Raw genomic sequence first — 18744 nt, forward strand, 5'->3', positions numbered from 1 at the left:
TTATGAAGAATACATTTTTATATTTATTTATTTTCTCCGTTTTAGTTAATATTTTTCAATATGTGAACTCTAATAAAATATTAGATGCAAAAGAGAAAGAAGTTGCAATAGTTAGGACAGTATTAGCTTCTACAGAAAAAAAGATGGATTCCATTCAGTTTGCAGATTATTTTGACATTCAAAAAGATGCAGATGCACAAGAATATTATTATTCTAAAAACTTAGATTACTTAAAAGTAATGAACAAAGTTAATGAGGACTTGGTAGAATTAAATACTAAAGAAAAAGGGAATCCTTTAATTCCTTATGAACCAATTGGTGGAAAAGTTTTTATTGTGAATAGAGCAAAAGTACTGAATCATAGATGGATTGTTGCCGAATTTTCGAACGGTGAACTTTGGGGGCAAATCTTAGTAAAGTATTTTTATAATGATGACAAACCAACCGATTTTGAAACGGTAGAAACTGTTCTTTATGAAAAGCAAAGAAAAGAATAAATAAAAAAGCTCCATGTTGGAGCTTTTTTATTACATAGTAATCTTTATTTTTGCACAACACAACTCATTAATTATGTATAAACTATTTATCAGACCAATTCTTTTTCTCTTTGATCCAGAAAAAGTACATCATTTTACATTTTCATTAATTCGTTTTTTTAGCGCAATTGGGTTTTCTTCACTTTTTAAAAGTATTTATGAAGTGAAAGATTCTAGATTAGAAAGAGAAGTATTTGGATTAAAGTTTAAAAATCCAGTTGGCTTAGCTGCTGGTTTTGATAAAGATGCAAAACTATATAAAGAACTATCTAATTTTGGATTCGGATTTGTAGAGATAGGAACATTAACCCCAAAAGGTCAAGAAGGAAACCCTAAAAAGAGATTGTTTCGTTTGAAAGAAGACAATGCAATTATTAACCGAATGGGATTTAATAATGGTGGAGTTTTAGAGGCTGTAGAACGATTAAAAACGAATAACGGTGTTTTAATTGGAGGTAATATTGGTAAAAACAAAATTACTTCAAATGAAGAAGCGGTAAATGACTACAAAATATGTTTTGATGCCTTGTTTCCTTATGTAGATTATTTTGTAGTAAATGTAAGTTCTCCAAACACACCAAACCTTAGAGAATTGCAGGATAAAAAACCACTGACAGCGCTTTTGCAAACATTGCAAGATAAAAACGAGGCAATGCCTATTACTTCAAAAGGTGCTCAAAAACCGAAGCCAATTTTATTAAAAATTGCACCCGATTTAACAAATGAACAATTATTAGATATTATTGATATTGTTAATGAAACTAAAATTGCGGGTGTAATTGCTACTAATACAACAATTTCTAGAGAAGGATTAAAAGCTGAAAATAAAAAAGAGGTTGGAGGATTGTCAGGAAAACCATTAACGAATCGTTCAACAGAAGTAATTCGCTTTCTATCGGAAAAAAGTAATCAATCTTTTCCAATAATTGGTGTAGGTGGAATTCATTCTGCAAAAGACGCCCTTGAAAAGTTAGAAGCAGGTGCAAGTTTAGTTCAATTATATACAGGTTTCATTTATGAAGGCCCAAAGTTGATTAAAGAAATTAATAAAGCGATATTAAGTGCCAAAACGATTTCGTAAAACACAATTCTTTTTTATCTTTGGTAGCAAATGAAAAAAGTAAAAATTATAGAATGTCCAAGAGATGCCATGCAAGGGATTAAGGACTTTATACCGACAGAAAAAAAAATACAATACATACAATCCCTTTTGAGAGTGGGTTTTGATACACTAGATTTTGGTAGCTTTGTTTCTCCAAAAGCTATTCCGCAAATGCAAGATACTGTAGATGTTCTTGCACAACTAGATTTGTCTGAAACAAACAGTAAATTATTGGCAATTGTAGCCAATACAAAGGGAGCACAATTAGCATCTGTACATTCCGAAATAAAATATTTAGGATATCCTTTTTCTATTTCGGAAAACTTTCAAATGCGAAACACACATAAAACCATAGCAGAATCTATCATTACATTACAAGAAATTTTAGAAATAGCAGATGTTAATAATAAAGAAGTAGTAACTTATATTTCGATGGGTTTTGGAAATCCATATGGAGATCCTTGGAATGTTGATATAGTAGGAGAGTGGACAGAAAAATTGGCAAAAATGGGAGTGAAAATTTTATCACTATCAGACACAGTTGGAAGTTCTACACCAGAAGTTATTGATTATTTGTTTTCAAATTTAATTCCTAAATATTCTAATATAGAATTTGGAGCGCATTTGCATACCACGCCCGATTCTTGGTTTGAAAAAATAGATGCTGCCTATAAAGCAGGTTGCGAAAGATTTGATGGTGCAATTAAAGGTTTTGGAGGTTGCCCAATGGCAAAAGACGATTTAACTGGTAACATGCCAACAGAGAAAGTATTATCTTATTTTACAGCAAATAAAATTGAAACTGGTTGTCATGCCATTAGCTTTGAAAGTGCTTATAATGAGGCCTTGAAAATTTTCGATAATTACCATTAATTCAGTTATAATATTTTTTCTAGATCGATGTTATATTTTAAAAATTAGTAGATGAGTAATTTAAAATTAGAAACGTATTTAAAATATCTAGGTTGGTATGAAGTTTTTATACCTGCTTTTCTATTTATTTTCCTAACGTTATTTTTCATAATTAAATATTGCAAAGTAAAAGGTCCGAATGCAAAGTTTGCAACATTTTGTTTTTATATTCCAATGATAGGTGCTGCAATTTTAGGGGTGTTACTTTTCTTTTCACCATATTTTTGGTCAACTTTTGCAATTTATACAATAGTTTTCTTTTTGCTCAATATGTGTTCATTTAATGCTCTAGGGCAATCTTTAGATGATAAAACAGGAATGGGAGTTACTATGTTTTCGGGGTTAATAAGTATGTCTATTTTCTTTTTTTTAGGAATAGTTCGATGTATCGATTTTTCTTTTTTTAGCTAATCTTAAAAGCTAAATATTTTAAAAATTTCTCTTGTATTTTTTGGTATAGGCTTTCTGTTGCATTTGTTTACAACACTTAAATAAATGAAAAAAATGAAGCTTAAAAAAAGTATAACAATTTGTTTTCCAATAATATTACCTATCAATATATCAGAATAATTTGCATCTGAGTAAAAAATAAAAGTATAAAAAATAACAGAATCGAAAAGACTAGTAATTGTGGTAGTAAGTAATAGTTTTAGATAGATATATTTTTTAGGAAATTTATAATTGAAAAACTCATAAATTACTATTAATAAAATTAAATCAATATAGAAAAGACTAGTACCTGTAACAAAAATATCCAATTCAAAGTCTAAAATATTTTTTAAATAATTAAGATTAACAGATTGATTATCCATGTAAATCTGCTCTAAGGAAATATAGGACAATAATGAAATAGCAATATTTGAAAAAATTAAACCATAAATTAAGCTTCTTGTTTTCTTCATACTTTCAGTATGAAAAACTAATAAAACACAAAATAGAGTAGAAGTAAAGAGGACCGATGATCCTGGTGAAAACACATAAGAATTAAAATAAAGGTTATAAACGCTCCCTATTAAAATTGTTTGGAAAAACTGTAAAGAACCTAAAAAAATGAATAACGGTCCTATTCCATATTTTTTTATAGAAGAATGCATTATGATAATCATGAATGCAACAACAAGTGTCTCTATGAATAATAGGATTAAGGCTTCCAATTTCTTTGTAAATGTTTCAAAACAAATATATTGCATTGATTAGTATTATCAAATTATTATTTCTATTTTAATTTATTCTAAATAAAGTTTGTATTCTTCATTTTAGTTATTATTTTTGCAACATAAAATTATTTTAAATAAATCTAAATAAATAACAAAATGCGATTAACTAAATACTTTTTAGGTTCACTTTCAATTGCTCTTTTCACATTAACATCATGTTCAGATGACGATGATGCAGTACAAGAAAATAGTTTATCTGTTCCAGAAACTTACACATTTGAAAGAAACAGTGCTACAACTGTTGATTTTAGCGGACAAACAAGTAGAATATTAATGTTGCAAGAATTAGGGAATTATATCAAAGGACATGCAGTAGCAGGAACAGTAGTAGATGTTACTACTTTACAAAACATGTATTCTAATACAAACAACCCTTTTACAGCAGCAGAGTTAAATTCATCAAACAAACAATTAAAAGATAAAACAGCTGCTTCAAAAGACTATTTCGTGAATTTTGGAGGTGGAGGTTCTTCTATAGAGATAAATGAAGTAAGAGCTATATTTGAAAGTCAGTTTCCAGATGCAAATGCTGCAAGTCAAGGTAATGTAGCGGCTGCTGGTGTAGCAGGTTCTTATATCGATGGATCATCAACACGTCTTTTTGCTGCAAATGGATTAGAACCACAACAAATCTTACTTAAAGGACTAATGGGGGCTTGCTTTATGGATCAAATATTGAATAATTATTTAAGTACAGCCGTTTTAGATGAATCAACAAACAAAGCCGATAATACAAACAAAGTTTTAGTAAGTGGTAAGAACTACACTATGATGGAGCATAAATGGGATGAAGCTTATGGTTATATTTATGGAGCTGGTGGAGGTAAATTCTGGGATAGCTATATTAATCAAGTAGATGCAGATGCAGATTTTAACACTATTAAAGAAGATATTGAATTAGCTTTTAGAAAAGGTAGAGCTGCAATTGTAGCAAATGATTATCCTGTAAGAGATGCACAAATTAAAATAATAAAAGAACAATTTGCAAAAGTACCTGCAGTTAGAGCTGTTTATTATTTAAAAGATGGAAAAGCAAAATTAGTTACAGATAACGGTGCAAAAGCTTTTCATGCGCTTTCAGAAGCTTACGGTTTCATTATGTCTTTACGTTACACAAATAACCCAAGTACAAATGCTCCTTATTTGTCTAAAACAGAAGTGAATACTATCCTAGATGAATTAAAAGGAGGAACAAATGGTTTTTGGGATGTAGATCATTTGAATTCCAAAATTGATGCCATTGCAACTACAATTGCAACTCGTTTCGGATTTACAGTAGCACAAGCCGAGACAGTTAACTAAAAATTAGTAATTGCTTAATTGGTGGTGCAACAATTTTAGATTAATTTTGCAAAAAAAATGAAAAATGAATAAATTATTTTTTATACTCCTAACAGTATTAACATTGGCATCGTGTTCAAGTGACAATGAAAATACAACTAGTGGAGACGATTATAATAGAACAGATTTGCTAACAAATTGGGCAGATAATTTAATTATACCTAGATTAACCAATTATCAGTCAAAAGTAGTAGCACTTCAAGCGAGTACAGCTACTTTTACGGCAACCCCAAACCAAGGGAATCTTGAGACGTTAAGAGTAAATTGGTTAGAAGCATACAAAGCTTATCAGTATGTTGGAGCATTCAATATTGGAAAAGCAGAAGAAATCAATTTGAATGTAGCCACTAATACCTATCCAACTAATACAGCAGGAATAACAACTAATATTACTGCTGGAGGTTATAATTTTGCCTTATTATCTCAATATGATAAACAAGGTTTTCCTGCATTAGATTATATGTTAAATGGTCTCGCTTCGACAGACGCAGAAATTATTGACTTCTATGTGTCTAATGTCAATGCGGCAGCTTATAAACAGTATCTTACAGATTTGACTAATACCTTAAAATCGAATATTGATTTAGTAGTTACAGACTGGAATACTTCATACAGAGCAGCATATATTGCTAGTAATGGGAATGCTATTAGTAGTTCGGTTAATAAAACAATAAATAGTTTTGTAAAATACTATGAAAAAGACATTAGAGCTGGAAAGGTGGGTATAGCAGCAGGTAAATTTTCAACAGGAACAATATTTTCAGAAAAAGTGGAAGCCTATTATAAAAACGATGTTTCTAAAGTGCTTTTAAACGAATCTATTATTGCTACAAAAGATTTCTTTAACGGAAAACATTTTAATAGTACTACAACAGGAGTAAGTTTAAAATCATATTTAGATTATTTGAATGTTGTTAGAGACAATCAAAAATTGAGTGATATAATCAATAACCAGTTTGGAGTAATCAATGCTAAAAATGCACTTTTAAGTGATAGTTTTTCTAATCAAGTAATCACAAATAATAATGCGATGCTTGCAAGTTATGATGAGTTACAAAAATTAGTAACATATTTTAAACTAGACATGATGCAAGCATTTAATATTACTGTTGATTACGTAGATGCTGATGGCGATTAATCTATTAAATAATTAAAGTTTGATACAAAATTATTTAAATCAAAAAACACAATCCATAACGCTAGCTTTTTTTAGGCTAGCGTTTGGTTTAATGATGCTATTTAGTATTATTCGGTTTGTGAGTTATGGATGGGTAGATAAGTTCTATATTCAACCAAAATTTCACTTCACTTTCTATGGTTTTGATTGGGTTAGACCTTTAGGGAATTTCACCTATTTACTATTCCTACTTTGTGGTCTTTCTGCTTTTTTTGTTGCAATTGGCTACAAATATAGAATAGCAATTATTACTTTCTTTTTGAGTTTTACCTATATTGAACTCATGGACAAAACCACCTATTTAAATCATTATTATTTTATCTCTTTGGTGAGTTTTATTCTCATTTTTCTTCCTGCAAATGTTACTCACTCTGTAGATGCTTATAGAAACAAACATTTAAGGTTTCAAGAAATTCCAAGATGGACAATAGATATACTAAAAATAATGTTAGGTATTGTCTATTTCTATGCAGGATTAGCAAAATTGAATTCAGATTGGTTAATAGAAGCAATGCCTTTAAAAATTTGGTTACCCAATCAATCTAATATTCCAATTTTTGGAGGTTTTCTGCATGAAACTTGGGTGCAATATGCTTTTAGTTGGACAGGTGCAATTTATGATTTAGTTATTCCATTTCTATTATTTAACAAACGTACACGAAATTTTGGTTTCTTTTTTGTAGTTGTTTTTCATATTGTTACAAAAATTTTGTTTCCAATTGGTGTTTTTCCCTATGTGATGATTATTAGTACATTAATCTTTTTTGATGCTTCTTTTCATAAAAGAATAATGAATTTTGTTTTCAATATTTTTAGAATAGATTTCTCTGTTTTCGAAAATGGAAGAGCGCTGGTTTCTAACGTAATACGACCAATAAATAAAGTTAGAGTAAGTTTTATGGCCTTTTTTATTTTCTTTCAAATAATCTTCCCCTTTCGATATTTGTTATATCCTGGAGAGTTGTTTTGGACAGAAGAGGGCTTTCGATTTTCTTGGAGAGTAATGCTAATGGAAAAAGCAGGTTATACACAATTTTATGTGACAGACTCTAAGACAAAACAAACCAAATATATAGACAATAGACGTTTTTTAACTGCTTTTCAAGAAAAACAAATGTCATTTCAACCCGATTTTATATTGCAATATGCACATTATTTGCATGATTATTATGAAAAAACAGGAATGAATGATCCTATTGTTACTGTAGATAGCTATGTTGCGCTTAACGGAAGATTGAGTAAACGCTACATAGACCCAAATATTGATTTAGCAAAAGAATATGAATCATTCCAACACAAAACTTGGATATTACCATTTAACGATGAAATTAAAGGCTTATAATATTTTACTTTTACTACTAACCACTACATTATTTGCACAAAATAGTGTGAAAGGAAAAGTAACCAATAAAGAAGGAAAAGGGTTAGGATTTGTTGAAATTTATAATAAAGTAACCTATGAATTCTTCAGTACAGATGACAACGGAACTTTTGAAATTAAAAATTTATCTAAAGGAAAAAACATTCTTGTTTTTTTTCAAGCAAATTATAAGATTAAAGAAATCACTATTGAAGCAGGTGTAAAAGAATTGAAAGTTGTTTTAGACGATTTGGAAACCAACCTTTCTGAAGTTGTACTTATCAAGCAAAATGAAAAAATATTTGCTATAAATAAATTGAAAGATATTGAAGAAACCGCTATTTATGCAGGAAAGAAAACAGAAGTTATTACAATAGATAAAATTACTGCAAATAAAGCAACTAACAATTCAAGACAAATTTTTGCCCAAGTAGTTGGGTTAACTATTAATGAAAGTAATGACGGTGGCTTGCAATTGTCTTTAGGAGGTAGGGGACTAGATCCAAATAGAACAGCTAATTTTAATACACGTCAGAATGATTATGATATTAGTGCCGATGTTTTAGGTTATCCCGAAAGTTATTATGCCACACCTACAGAAGCACTTGAAAGTATCCAAATTGTTCGTGGTGCAGCATCTTTGCAATATGGAACTCAATTTGGTGGAATGATTAATTTTAAGATAAAGAAACCTGTTGATAAACCAATAGAATTAGTAACAAGAACCACACTAGGGGCTTATAATTTGTTTACCAATTTTACTAGCTTGAGTGGTACAAAAGGGAAATGGAGTTATTATACCTACTATAATTATAAGCAAGGAGATGGTTTTAGACCTAATTCTAAATTCGATTCGAAATCATTTTTTGCTAATTTAAATTATCAATTCACAAAAAAAACTTCACTGCATTTAGATTATACGCATTTTAACTATTTAGCACAACAAGCAGGAGGTTTGACCGATTTTATGTTTGCTCAAAATCCTAAGCAAAGTAATAGATCAAGAAACTGGTTCAAAGTAAATTGGAATCTTTTTGCTTTACGTTTCAAACACCATTTTGAACACGATGCCGATTTTTCATTGCAATTATTTGGTCTCAATGCATCAAGAAAAGCATTAGGCTATCGTTCTAATAGGGTTTCTAATCCAGATACAGAAGGAACAGAAAGAGATTTAATTCTAGGTGATTTTGTTAATTGGGGAGCAGAAACTCGTTATTTAAAAAAATATAAATTCTTCGGGAATGATAATGCTTTTTTATTAGGAGCAAAATATTATCAAGCAAAAAACTCAGGTGTCCAAGGACCAGGAAGCTCAGGAAGCGATGCTAATTTTAATTTAGCAACTGCTGAATTTCCAAACTATAGAACACAATCAGATTATGCTTATCCCAATTTAAATTTTTCAATTTTTGGAGAAAATATATTCAAGATTACACCTAAATTTTCAATAACACCAGGCTTTCGATATGAGAATATAAAAACACAAGCCAAAGGATTTTATAGAAAAATAAATACGGATTTGGCAGGAAACATATTGTTAGACGAAACGGTCTATGAGGATATTATAAAAGAAAGAGATTTTTTCCTTTTTGGTTTAGGTTTAAGCTATAAAATGAATATTGGATTAGAGCTATATGCTAATGCTTCTCAAAATTACCGTTCAGTAACCTTTAACGATATTCGTATGGCAAACCCTAGCTTAGAAATTAATCCAAATTTAACGGATGAGAAAGGCTATACTTCCGATATCGGTTTGCGAGGAAAAATAAGGGATGTGGTTTCTTTTGATGCAAGTGTCTATGCATTGTATTACAATGATAAAATAGGTGAAGATAATAGAAGAAGTTCAATAGGTGCTGCTGTACCAGTTCGTTATAGAGATAATATTGGAACGGCTTTAACGTATGGTTTTGAATCTTTGGTGGATTGGAATATAGCCAAAACCTTTTTTAGAGAAAACGAAAACTTGATTTGGAAAGTTTTTTCAAACGTGGCACTTACAGATTCTGAATATTTAGAGTCAGAAACAACTAATATTAAAGGAAATAAAGTAGAATTTGTTCCTAACTATAATTTAAAATTAGGAACAGGAGTGGGTTATAAAAACTTTTTAACAAGTTTACAGTTCACCTATGTTTCATCTCAGTTCACCAATGCCGAAAACAATCCAATAGATGTGAATGATAATATCTATGGAATCTTTGGAGAAATTCCAGCCTATAATGTATTGGATTTTTCATCTTCTTATAAATGGAGAAATTTCAAATTAGAAGCAGGAATTAATAATGTGCTCAACAATTGGTATTTCACAAGGAGAGCAACAGGCTACCCAGGACCTGGAATTATTCCATCGGAACCGAGAATTTTTTATGCTACCTTAGAATTAGTTTTTTAGACATTTACCTAAATATTTTTTATATAAGCGATATGTTTAGAAATTATTAAAGAATAAAGCGGGCTTTAGCCCGCTTTAATTAATCAAAAAAAATCTAAAATATTAAAAATTAGCATTAATAAAGTTTCTTAAATTAGGATCTTGTTGGCTCAAGTAATTTCTATCATAAGGAGGACGGCTTGTCCCTGAAAAATAAGCTTCAACACTAGTTCCTAAATATTCCACTCTATTCGATAAAACATAAGCAGAAGAAGGATAGATACGATTTGCTCTTGCATTATTGTAAAGATTATTTACAGTAGAATTCCCAAAACCGCCAGGTAAATGTCTGTCATGGTAGTAATGAGCCAATTCATGAGTAACCACACTAACAGTTGCTCTTTTAACATTTCTATAGGCTGTATAGTCATTAATAACCACACGACCATTGCTATAATACATACCTCTACTCGCTGTTGGAGCTAAGTATATTGCAGAAACATCATCCATTTTTGCAATGGTTGCACTTCTCATGCCTGATGCATACATTTGGTCAATTTCCTGTTTTGCAAAACCTATAATATCTGAAGGCGTGTTTCCATCTACTATAAGTCTGAAATTTCTGTAAACAGTTGTTGATGCTTTAGACGTAGCAATCTTTTCATCAATTTCTGCATCAATTTTTGCAATTAAATTGGGGTCATGTGTTTCCCAAGTGTTTTCTGGGTTTGTTACTTGGCTCTCTAACGGAGTTTCTGAATCTTTTTCACAACTTGTAAAATACAGTGCTGCAACCAATGCTAGCGAAAGTAACCTTAGATTTTTGTTCATTTGATAGTTATTTAATTGTTTGAATGGCAAATGTATATAATCAAATTAATTGTGAAAATTTTATAGTATAAATTAACAATTTTACTAAAAAATAGAAATAATACTAACAGTTTGTGTTTTTTAACTTTAATTATGTTTTTATTGTAGTTTATAAGTTTTGTAGCCTTTCTAAATGCAAATAGTTTATAGGTTCAAATAAAGTTTAAAACTGAGTGTGTTCAACAAGTAGTGAACTTTTTCAATCTTAACAGCAGGAGAAGTCACATTAGTAATACTAAATCATTTTTCACTTTTATAGAAATGATAAGAATATCGATTTTTAGGACAGCCTCTAGTTTAGTTTATTTATTTTAATCTAATAACACAAAATACAAACTTGTTTGTTTCTTTGTAATTTTATACAAACTTGTTGTTTTTGATACAAATTTTAATGTTTTGGCGTTTTTTTTGACAAATTAGATAACATAGTAGGAAAAATGGTTAATTTAGTATCATTATGTAAGTTTTATAGGTTATATTATTGCTTTCAAATTACAACAACAAATAAAAGTTTAACATGAAGAAAAAAGAAATTTATAGAGCATTTAATTTCTCCGATGCTGTATTAGTAACAAAAGGAAAAGAAAAAATAGCATTTATGAGGAGAGATATCGAAAAATTTGTGACTTATGGGATTTTCGCATCAGACATTGATGCATTAGAACAGAAGATACTGCAATTTTCAAATACTGTTACAGATCTTGAAATTTTAAGTGACCAAAGTAATAGCGCAGCATTAAAGAATATTTTGGGAGATGAGTTGAGAGCTGCTGTTGAAGAACTAATGGTTCGGGTGCGATTGGTATTTAACCCCCATACTTCTAATTATAAAAAATTTGGTACAGAAATGCTATTCAGTCAATCCGATATAGATTTGTTGTTTACAAGTAGAAGAGTAGTACGTGTGGGCTATTTTTTCTTATCAGAATTGGAAAGCAAAGGAATAACAGAAACAACATTAGCAGAAATTGTTACTTTAGGGAATAACTTTGAGACTGCTATGATAGATTTAAGAATAGAAATTAAAGACCGAGATATAATGCAAGAAGATAACGTAGCGGTTGCCAATGAAATCTATGAAACTTTAGTGTGTTATACTAATACAGGACAAAGTATGTGGTCCGATATAAACATTGCAAAATATAACGATTATATTATTTATAATACTCCAACAGGAGAACCTTTTTTTGATAGTAATTTAGTGTTTTAAAAGAGTTTAACAGTTGTTATTGGCAATCTTGTTAACCTTTCTGTAATAGAAAAAAAGCAACTACTAAATCAATTTTTTCAACTGGATGTTTAAAAAGTGATATGTCAACATTTAGTTTGACACTTCGACGACAGGAGAAATCACATTAATACCATAATGTGAATTCTCCTATTGGTCGAAAATGACAAGATTATTAATTTTTCAGATAACTTCCTTTTTTTTATAGTTCAGAAATAAAGCGATACTGTTTTTTTCATGTGGTAGGAGTGTTCACTCTCAATTTTTCAATTTCTAATGCATGCAATTGTGCTGCTAATTCGTTTTTAATAGCATCATAGGCTGGGTCATAGGCAAGATTGGTATATTCAGAGGGATCATTAATTAAATCATATAATTCAAACTGCTTAAAATAGGCACCAAAAGCATCAAAATAATAGACAAACTTCCATTTTTCAGTTCTAATACAACGAATGCGATTAGCAGCTTTAACAATATTCCAATTGCTATTTGAACCTGCTTTAATATCATCATAGGTAAACAAAATACTATCCTGTACAGCTTTCCCTTCTTCAATAATGGGTAGCAAACTTGTTCCTGCAAGTCCAGTTGGAGGTGAAGCTACATTGGCTATTTCCATGAAAGTAGGCATAATGTCTGCAAGAGTTGCTAATTTCATTGAATTTTGTTGCCTGTCATTATGGAATAATACTGGATTTGAAATCACTAATGGCACACGTAATGCTTCTTCATAGGCAACAAATGTTTTTTGACGCAAACCACCATGAGCTAAGCCCATTTCTCCATGATCGGAAGTGAATGTCACTATAGCTTTGTCTGCCAAACGTTCTCCATTTGCATCTTCTTTGTATAATTCATCAATGAAATAACCAATTTGTTTATCTACTTGTTTTAAAAGAGAAGCATAAAAGTTAACATAATTCAGTTTTTCTTCTGTAGAATTGATTTCACCAAGACTAACTGCCATATTCAATAGTATTTGTTCTTGAACCATTGGTTTTTTATTGCGAATTAATTGCTCATTAACCGTATCAGGAAGACCAACCTCTCTACTAGACCAACTGCTAGGATAGTAACCAGAAGTGCCTGCCGACTTTGGATAGGCTAATACATCATGAGGATTAACAAGTGAGAGTACTAATAAATAGGGCCGATGGTGTCCTTTGCTACGTTTTTCTTTCACTTCTTTTAAATATTGAATGGCTTCGGCAGTATATTTCGCATCATGATTTGCAAAACCACCACCAAAATTGAGTGGGTTAACATCCTCACCAGCATCGGGAGCTACCCAACCCATTGCACCATATAATGCAATATCGGCAGCAGTGAGGTCTTCATAATTTGTTTTTGTGCCATTGGGAGCCACTCCTTTGCTCATGTGCCATTTGCCTCGATACTGCACGTCATAACCTTCTGCCCAAAGGGTGTTCATAATATTAGGCAAAGAAACGTCTAGTGTGGGTTCTTGAGGCGACAGTAAACCACCTTCAGTTAATGTTTGCGATACTCCATGTTTTGCAGGATAAATACCTGTAAATAATGTAGTGCGACTTGGAGAGCACATGCAGGTGTTGCAGAATGCTCTGTCAAAACTAAAACCATTTTGTTTGAGAAAAGTGAGTGTTTTGAGGTTTTTTTGTTCCCATTCTGGAGGAAAATGTTGCGTTGCACGTTGCTCATCAGTAATAATTAGAATCAAATCGGGTTGTTGTCCCAATTCTTTCAGTTTTTGTTTGAATGCCATATTTGTTTGTTATTTGTTTGTTTTGAAAAAATGATTTAGATTTTTTTGTTGGTATATCTCAATGAAAATAAAGCTTACCCCTATTGCCACTTTGAATTTCAAATTTCGAACAATTAGTATTCAAAAAATACCGTATAAATACCTGTTTTTAAGTTTGTTGTGAGTTTTTCAGGTTGCTTTGCTACAATTCATAATTGTAGGAAAAGCAATAAAAGTTTGTATTAGTATATGTTTTTTTTATAAATGACTATTTCTACGTAGTTTTATTGCCTAATTAACGAGTAGTTATGCATGATTAAAAATGTATTTACTATTAACAAAGAGGAATTATAATGGATTTTGAGAAAAACTATCAGTCTTTTACAGACGATAAAATTTTATCATTAATACAACAAGCAGAAACATTAAAACCAGAAGCGCTATTGGCTTTAAAGAAGGAAATTAATAATAGGGCATCTCTTTCTAATGCCTTAATAGATAGGATCCATTATCAAACAAAGGGAAAGTATGAGGAAATGGCTCAAAATCATAAATCCTATTTTATTAAATCGATAAGTGTTTTTTTAACCCTTTTTCTTTCTAGTTTCGTTTTGGTTTTAGTCCTCAATTCTTTTCTTTTTCATTTGCCTTTTAGTTTAAAAATAGTCTATGTAATTATTGCGACTATTCTTTTGATGTTTATTTTTAGAAAAAGTAAACCAATGGCAACAGTCAAATCGGAAACATTAGAATTTGAAAGCTATAAAAAGTTTTTGCTTGCCAATACAGTACATGAAATTAATTTATTGGAAATCATATTTTATGTTTTATCTATTGTATTCAGGTTTTCTAAAACAAAGGAGATTCAATATTCAGATATTATTTGCTTGGACGAAAAGACTAATGAACTTGAATTTTATGATACTGAGATGACAATAGAACAGATTTTTGAAGATTTTGAAGATCTATTTGGGAAAATGCCCAATGCATCACATCTCAATAAAAAAGAGCGACCAAAAAAGATAAATAAAGTAATTTTACCTTTGCGCTATATGGAAAATAAAAAAGAATTTTTAAAAGTTTTAAGAATTAAAAATTGTAACATCAAATGAAAAAAAATGGTGTAATAATATTGTTTATTATGTGTTTTTTGGGAGCATGTGATTTAATAAAGGATAATCAAAAGAAGCAAGAAATACACAAAGAAAAAGCTATAAATGAAATAGATTATAGCATAAAGTTAGATACATTAACACTAATTGATACGTTAAGAAAACGAAAAATTCCTATAGCAATATACCAACCAGAAAGCCAAGAAGCCATAGAAAAACAAGAACTAGTTATAGTTAATCATGGATATTTTTTTAATGAAAGTGATAGTTATTTAAAGTATTCCTTTATTACAAAAAAGTTAGCTTCTAAAGGCTATTTTGTAGTTAGTGTGCAACATGAAATTAAAACCGATGCCTTAATTCCTAAAGAAGGAAACCCACAAATAGTTAGACGTCCTTTTTGGGAAAAAGGAGTCAATACTATTAATTATGTAATTGCTACACTAAAAAATACTCATAAACATTTAAATTTTGATAAAACAACCTTAATTGGGCATTCAAATGGAGGAGATATAATTGCATTATTTGCTGAGATGCACCCGAATAGTAGCTATAAAATTATAACATTAGATAATAGGAGAATGGCTTTGCCTAGAAAAGAAAATTTAAAAGTTTTTTCGTTACGTTCTAGTGATCAAATTGCCGATGAAGGAGTTTTGCCAACCATTGAAGAACAAAAAAAGTTTCCTATGACAATTGTAAAGCTACCCAATACCATTCATAATGATATGAATGACGTTGCAACAGATAATCAAAAAAAGGAGATGTTAAATTATATTTTATCGTTTTTAAAAAAATAAACAACATGACAAATAATTTTCCAACGTTAGAATCTAACCGATTATTATTAAGACAATTTAAAGACAATGATATTGAGAATGTTTTTAAAGGACTTTCACATCCAGATGTGATTAAGTACTATGGCATAAGTTTTAACAGTTTAGAAGCAACCCAAGAACAAATGGATTGGTTTGCGAATCTAGAAGCCACACAAACAGGAATATGGTGGGCAATTTGTTCAAAAGAAGAGGGTACTTTTTTGGGAGCAGGAGGGTTTAACGACAGGAACGAACACAAAGCAGAGATTGGTTTTTGGTTGTATCCTGAGCATTGGGGAAAAGGCTATATGACAGAAGCGGTGCCTTTACTTTGCGATTATGCCTTTGAGGTTTTAGGTTTGCATTGGATTGAAGGCTTTGTGGAAACTGAAAATAGGAATTGTAAAAATGCTTTAGCCAAACTGCAATTTAATCTTGAAGAAACACAAGTGGATTGTGAAGTTAAAAATGGAAAGTTGATTAGTATTGATGTCTATCGGAAAAGAAAGCTAGTATAGCATGAGAAAAATTTATTTTTTAGTGGTACTATTAACCGTTTTGGGATGCAGGCCTTTCATAAAAGAGTATCAGGCAAAACAATTTGTGAAAACTCAAATGAAAGCACATTATGATAATGCATTTGAAACAAGATTTTTAGGTACATGGCACGAATTTGGCAAAATTTATGGCTTTCAATTTCTTATAGTTGAAAATAAAGAAAAACCAATTGCAATAGATTTCTATTTACCTAAAGAAAAACCTTTTTACTTTAATAAAGAAGCTTTTGAAAGCGAATACCAAAGAATAAAAGAGGTTATTAAAGATTCTGAAACACTAGAAAAAAAGTTACAGGATTATTATCCCAATGTTAAAGTATTGTTCAAAAAGATTAAAAATGAAGATAACTCCTATCGATATGTTATTAATATTTATACCGCAGAACCATTAACACATAAAGATGAAACGATTAAGAAACTAGATTCCTTGTCTATGTTGGTTGTTGGTGGTCATGCAGAAAAAGAGGTGTTTTATAATTTTTATTTTCCAGAAGCATTTGATAATTCATCATTTAAAGGAGATAGATTTGAATTTTTTAGTTTCGAGCATTTTAGTGAAAAATATATTTTTCATTATCGAGTAGATTTTGAAAAGCAAGATGAAAACTTTGCAATTGTAGCTCGAAATTTGCATGATCATTTTAATGATGCTCAAAAGAATAGGCTAAAAAAAGCAATAGAAAGTTGGAAAATGGAGCATATAGATTTTAAAGATTGGAAACTTTCTTTATTATATGATAGCAGTATTGATAGGGATTTACAGCAGAAAAAGTTTATGTTAGAAAATGAAGTGGGAACAAAAAAAGTGGGCTATATTGCTATAGAAACCCTTCAAATCATCATGGAGAACTAATTTTATTATTAAAAACTTCTAATTTGTTATTATAGCCTTCAAAAATTTTCCCTATATTTGCATGCAATTTAACTACAAATTGCAAAATGATAGCACACACTACTAAAATTATTGGAGAAGGTCTAACCTATGACGACGTTCTTCTTATCCCAAATTATTCTCAAATACTCCCAAGAGAAGTTAGTATTCAGTCAAAATTTTCAAGAAATATAACATTAAATGTTCCTATCGTGTCTGCGGCTATGGATACAGTTACCGAAAGTGCAATGGCAATTGCTATGGCTCAAGAAGGAGGAATTGGTGTTTTACATAAAAACATGACGATAGAGCAGCAAGCAGCTAAAGTTAGAAAAGTGAAACGTGCAGAATCGGGAATGATTTTAGATCCTGTTACCTTGCAATTATCGGCAACAGTTGGCGATGCAAAAAGAGCCATGAAAGAACATGGTATTGGAGGAATTCCTGTGGTAGATGAGACAATGACTTTGAAAGGAATTGTAACCAATAGAGATCTTCGTTTTGAAAAAGTAAACGAAAGACCTATTACAGAGGTAATGACTTCGGAGAATTTAGTTACTGCCAAAGTAGGAACTACTTTGCAACAAGCAGAAGAAATACTTCAAAATCATAAAATTGAAAAACTATTAGTAGTTTCAGAAGGCAACAAATTAGCTGGTTTAATTACTTTTAGAGATATAACAAAATTAACTCAAAAACCAATTGCCAATAAAGATACATTTGGTCGTTTGAGAGTGGCAGCCGCTTTGGGTGTAACGGCAGATGCTGTAGAAAGAGCTAGTGCACTGGTTCATGCAGGAGTAGATGCTGTTATTATAGATACTGCTCACGGACACACAAAAGGAGTAGTAGATGTTTTAAAGGCTGTGAAAGCAGCTTTCCCAAATTTAGATGTGGTGGTTGGAAATATTGCAACACCAGAAGCAGCAAAATATTTAGTAGAAAATGGAGCAGATGGAGTGAAAGTAGGGATAGGACCAGGTTCAATTTGTACCACTCGTGTGGTGGCAGGTGTTGGTTTCCCTCAATTTTCTGCAGTGTTAGAAGTAGCAGCTGCAATTAAAGGAAGTGGTGTTCCAGTGATTGCCGATGGAGGAATTCGTTACACTGGAGATATTCCTAAAGCCATAGCAGCAGGAGCAGATTGTGTCATGCTAGGATCATTATTAGCAGGAACAAAAGAATCTCCTGGAGAAACCATTATTTTTGAAGGTAGAAAATTCAAATCCTATAGAGGAATGGGGTCTGTAGAAGCCATGAAAGAAGGTTCTAAAGACCGTTATTTTCAAGATGTTGAGGACGATGTGAAAAAGTTAGTTCCTGAAGGAATCGTGGGAAGAGTACCATATAAAGGAGAATTAGCCGAAAGTATGCTGCAATTTATTGGAGGACTTCGTGCTGGTATGGGGTATTGCGGTGCAAAAGACATTCCAACGCTTCAAGAAACGGGTCGTTTTATTCGAATTACCTCAAGTGGTATTGGTGAAAGCCACCCACATAATGTAACAATTACTAAAGAAGCACCTAACTATTCGAGATAGTT

18 protein-coding genes are annotated in these 18744 nt (G+C 30.9%); 15 read left to right on the forward strand and 3 right to left on the reverse strand.

All coding sequences use genetic code 11. From position 1 onward, the window contains the following. The first annotated feature begins 2 nt into the window (after positions 1–2). The 4 genes from ACZ49Z_RS14820 (at position 3) to ACZ49Z_RS14835 (ending at position 2961) form a co-directional block, all read left to right on the forward strand. The gene (locus ACZ49Z_RS14820) at positions 3–497 is read left to right on the forward strand and encodes a hydrolase (RefSeq protein WP_464305080.1); all 495 of its coding nucleotides are present in this window, start codon (positions 3–5) and stop codon (positions 495–497) included. Positions 498–570: 73 nt separating this feature from the next. Continuing rightward, positions 571–1617 carry a quinone-dependent dihydroorotate dehydrogenase gene (locus ACZ49Z_RS14825; RefSeq protein WP_464305081.1) on the forward strand — a complete coding sequence of 349 codons (1047 nt, stop codon included), beginning with the start codon at positions 571–573 and terminating at the stop codon, positions 1615–1617. 30 nt (positions 1618–1647) lie between these two features. Further along, positions 1648–2511: a hydroxymethylglutaryl-CoA lyase gene (locus tag ACZ49Z_RS14830; RefSeq protein ID WP_464305082.1), complete on the forward strand. Its 864-nt coding sequence runs from the start codon at positions 1648–1650 to the stop codon at positions 2509–2511. Positions 2512–2562: 51 nt separating this feature from the next. Further along, on the forward strand, positions 2563–2961 hold the full coding sequence (locus ACZ49Z_RS14835; RefSeq protein ID WP_464305083.1) for a hypothetical protein: 399 nt from the start codon (positions 2563–2565) through the stop codon (positions 2959–2961). A 2-nt stretch (positions 2962–2963) separates the two neighbouring features. Here ACZ49Z_RS14835 and ACZ49Z_RS14840 read toward each other — a convergent pair whose 3' ends face one another. Beyond that, positions 2964–3656 (reverse strand): hypothetical protein, encoded by a 693-nt coding sequence (locus ACZ49Z_RS14840; protein WP_464308072.1) that lies wholly within the window; start codon positions 3654–3656, stop codon positions 2964–2966. On the opposite strand from ACZ49Z_RS14840, the gene ACZ49Z_RS14845 reads away from it, so the two are divergent. The 5 genes from ACZ49Z_RS14845 to ACZ49Z_RS14865 all read left to right on the forward strand — a co-directional run bounded on the left by ACZ49Z_RS14845 (position 3601) and on the right by ACZ49Z_RS14865 (position 10043). Next, positions 3601–3747: a hypothetical protein gene (locus tag ACZ49Z_RS14845; protein WP_464308089.1), complete on the forward strand. Its 147-nt coding sequence runs from the start codon at positions 3601–3603 to the stop codon at positions 3745–3747. The genes ACZ49Z_RS14840 and ACZ49Z_RS14845 overlap by 56 nt on opposite strands. Before the next feature lie 116 nt (positions 3748–3863). Next, positions 3864–5069 carry a DUF4856 domain-containing protein gene (locus ACZ49Z_RS14850; protein WP_464305084.1) on the forward strand — a complete coding sequence of 402 codons (1206 nt, stop codon included), beginning with the start codon at positions 3864–3866 and terminating at the stop codon, positions 5067–5069. A 64-nt stretch (positions 5070–5133) separates the two neighbouring features. Further along, on the forward strand, positions 5134–6246 hold the full coding sequence (locus tag ACZ49Z_RS14855; RefSeq protein WP_464305085.1) for an imelysin family protein: 1113 nt from the start codon (positions 5134–5136) through the stop codon (positions 6244–6246). A 19-nt stretch (positions 6247–6265) separates the two neighbouring features. Beyond that, the gene (locus ACZ49Z_RS14860) at positions 6266–7627 is read left to right on the forward strand and encodes an HTTM domain-containing protein (protein ID WP_464305086.1); all 1362 of its coding nucleotides are present in this window, start codon (positions 6266–6268) and stop codon (positions 7625–7627) included. After that, a complete protein-coding gene (locus ACZ49Z_RS14865) occupies positions 7566–10043 on the forward strand; it encodes a TonB-dependent receptor domain-containing protein (protein ID WP_464305087.1) in 2478 nt (825 codons plus the stop codon). Before ACZ49Z_RS14860 ends, ACZ49Z_RS14865 begins: the two co-directional genes overlap by 62 nt. 102 nt (positions 10044–10145) lie before the next feature. Here the strand turns inward: ACZ49Z_RS14865 and ACZ49Z_RS14870 are convergent, their stop codons facing one another. After that, on the reverse strand, positions 10146–10853 hold the full coding sequence (locus ACZ49Z_RS14870; RefSeq protein WP_464305088.1) for a hypothetical protein: 708 nt from the start codon (positions 10851–10853) through the stop codon (positions 10146–10148). A 556-nt stretch (positions 10854–11409) separates the two neighbouring features. On the opposite strand from ACZ49Z_RS14870, the gene ACZ49Z_RS14875 reads away from it, so the two are divergent. Next, positions 11410–12102, forward strand: coding sequence for a hypothetical protein (locus tag ACZ49Z_RS14875; RefSeq protein WP_464305089.1), 693 nt, complete (start codon positions 11410–11412; stop codon positions 12100–12102). A 253-nt stretch (positions 12103–12355) separates the two neighbouring features. Here the strand turns inward: ACZ49Z_RS14875 and ACZ49Z_RS14880 are convergent, their stop codons facing one another. Further along, positions 12356–13864: a sulfatase-like hydrolase/transferase gene (locus ACZ49Z_RS14880; RefSeq protein WP_464305090.1), complete on the reverse strand. Its 1509-nt coding sequence runs from the start codon at positions 13862–13864 to the stop codon at positions 12356–12358. A gap of 332 nt (positions 13865–14196) precedes the next feature. Here ACZ49Z_RS14880 and ACZ49Z_RS14885 point away from each other — a divergent pair, with 332 nt between their 5' ends. The 5 genes from ACZ49Z_RS14885 (at position 14197) to guaB (ending at position 18742) form a co-directional block, all read left to right on the forward strand. Beyond that, positions 14197–14955: a hypothetical protein gene (locus ACZ49Z_RS14885; protein WP_464305091.1), complete on the forward strand. Its 759-nt coding sequence runs from the start codon at positions 14197–14199 to the stop codon at positions 14953–14955. Further along, complete coding sequence (locus ACZ49Z_RS14890) at positions 14952–15755, forward strand: alpha/beta hydrolase (protein WP_464305092.1); 804 nt, start codon at positions 14952–14954, stop codon at positions 15753–15755. Before ACZ49Z_RS14885 ends, ACZ49Z_RS14890 begins: the two co-directional genes overlap by 4 nt. 5 nt (positions 15756–15760) lie before the next feature. After that, positions 15761–16291, forward strand: a complete 531-nt coding sequence (locus ACZ49Z_RS14895; RefSeq protein ID WP_464305093.1) for a GNAT family N-acetyltransferase — start codon at positions 15761–15763, stop codon at positions 16289–16291. Position 16292: 1 nt separating this feature from the next. After that, positions 16293–17183, forward strand: a complete 891-nt coding sequence (locus ACZ49Z_RS14900) for a hypothetical protein (RefSeq protein ID WP_464305094.1) — start codon at positions 16293–16295, stop codon at positions 17181–17183. 86 nt (positions 17184–17269) lie between these two features. Next, positions 17270–18742 carry an IMP dehydrogenase gene (gene guaB, locus ACZ49Z_RS14905; protein ID WP_464305095.1) on the forward strand — a complete coding sequence of 491 codons (1473 nt, stop codon included), beginning with the start codon at positions 17270–17272 and terminating at the stop codon, positions 18740–18742. The last annotated feature ends 2 nt before the right edge of the window (positions 18743–18744 follow it).

The organism is Flavobacterium sp. KY-23415 (assembly GCF_055384985.1).

Coding starts and splice junctions, on each gene's coding strand:
- guaB (WP_464305095.1), top strand. CDS start 17,270: ATGATAGCACACACTACTAAAATTATTGGAGAAGGTCTAACCTATGAC.
- ACZ49Z_RS14895 (WP_464305093.1), top strand. CDS start 15,761: ATGACAAATAATTTTCCAACGTTAGAATCTAACCGATTATTATTAAGA.
- ACZ49Z_RS14825 (WP_464305081.1), top strand. CDS start 571: ATGTATAAACTATTTATCAGACCAATTCTTTTTCTCTTTGATCCAGAA.
- ACZ49Z_RS14820 (WP_464305080.1), top strand. CDS start 3: ATGAAGAATACATTTTTATATTTATTTATTTTCTCCGTTTTAGTTAAT.
- ACZ49Z_RS14850 (WP_464305084.1), top strand. CDS start 3,864: ATGCGATTAACTAAATACTTTTTAGGTTCACTTTCAATTGCTCTTTTC.
- ACZ49Z_RS14880 (WP_464305090.1), bottom strand. CDS start 13,864: ATGGCATTCAAACAAAAACTGAAAGAATTGGGACAACAACCCGATTTG.
- ACZ49Z_RS14875 (WP_464305089.1), top strand. CDS start 11,410: ATGAAGAAAAAAGAAATTTATAGAGCATTTAATTTCTCCGATGCTGTA.
- ACZ49Z_RS14845 (WP_464308089.1), top strand. CDS start 3,601: ATGAATAACGGTCCTATTCCATATTTTTTTATAGAAGAATGCATTATG.
- ACZ49Z_RS14830 (WP_464305082.1), top strand. CDS start 1,648: ATGAAAAAAGTAAAAATTATAGAATGTCCAAGAGATGCCATGCAAGGG.
- ACZ49Z_RS14870 (WP_464305088.1), bottom strand. CDS start 10,853: ATGAACAAAAATCTAAGGTTACTTTCGCTAGCATTGGTTGCAGCACTG.
- ACZ49Z_RS14900 (WP_464305094.1), top strand. CDS start 16,293: ATGAGAAAAATTTATTTTTTAGTGGTACTATTAACCGTTTTGGGATGC.
- ACZ49Z_RS14855 (WP_464305085.1), top strand. CDS start 5,134: ATGAATAAATTATTTTTTATACTCCTAACAGTATTAACATTGGCATCG.
- ACZ49Z_RS14865 (WP_464305087.1), top strand. CDS start 7,566: ATGAATCATTCCAACACAAAACTTGGATATTACCATTTAACGATGAAA.
- ACZ49Z_RS14885 (WP_464305091.1), top strand. CDS start 14,197: ATGGATTTTGAGAAAAACTATCAGTCTTTTACAGACGATAAAATTTTA.
- ACZ49Z_RS14835 (WP_464305083.1), top strand. CDS start 2,563: ATGAGTAATTTAAAATTAGAAACGTATTTAAAATATCTAGGTTGGTAT.
- ACZ49Z_RS14840 (WP_464308072.1), bottom strand. CDS start 3,656: ATGATTATCATAATGCATTCTTCTATAAAAAAATATGGAATAGGACCG.
- ACZ49Z_RS14890 (WP_464305092.1), top strand. CDS start 14,952: ATGAAAAAAAATGGTGTAATAATATTGTTTATTATGTGTTTTTTGGGA.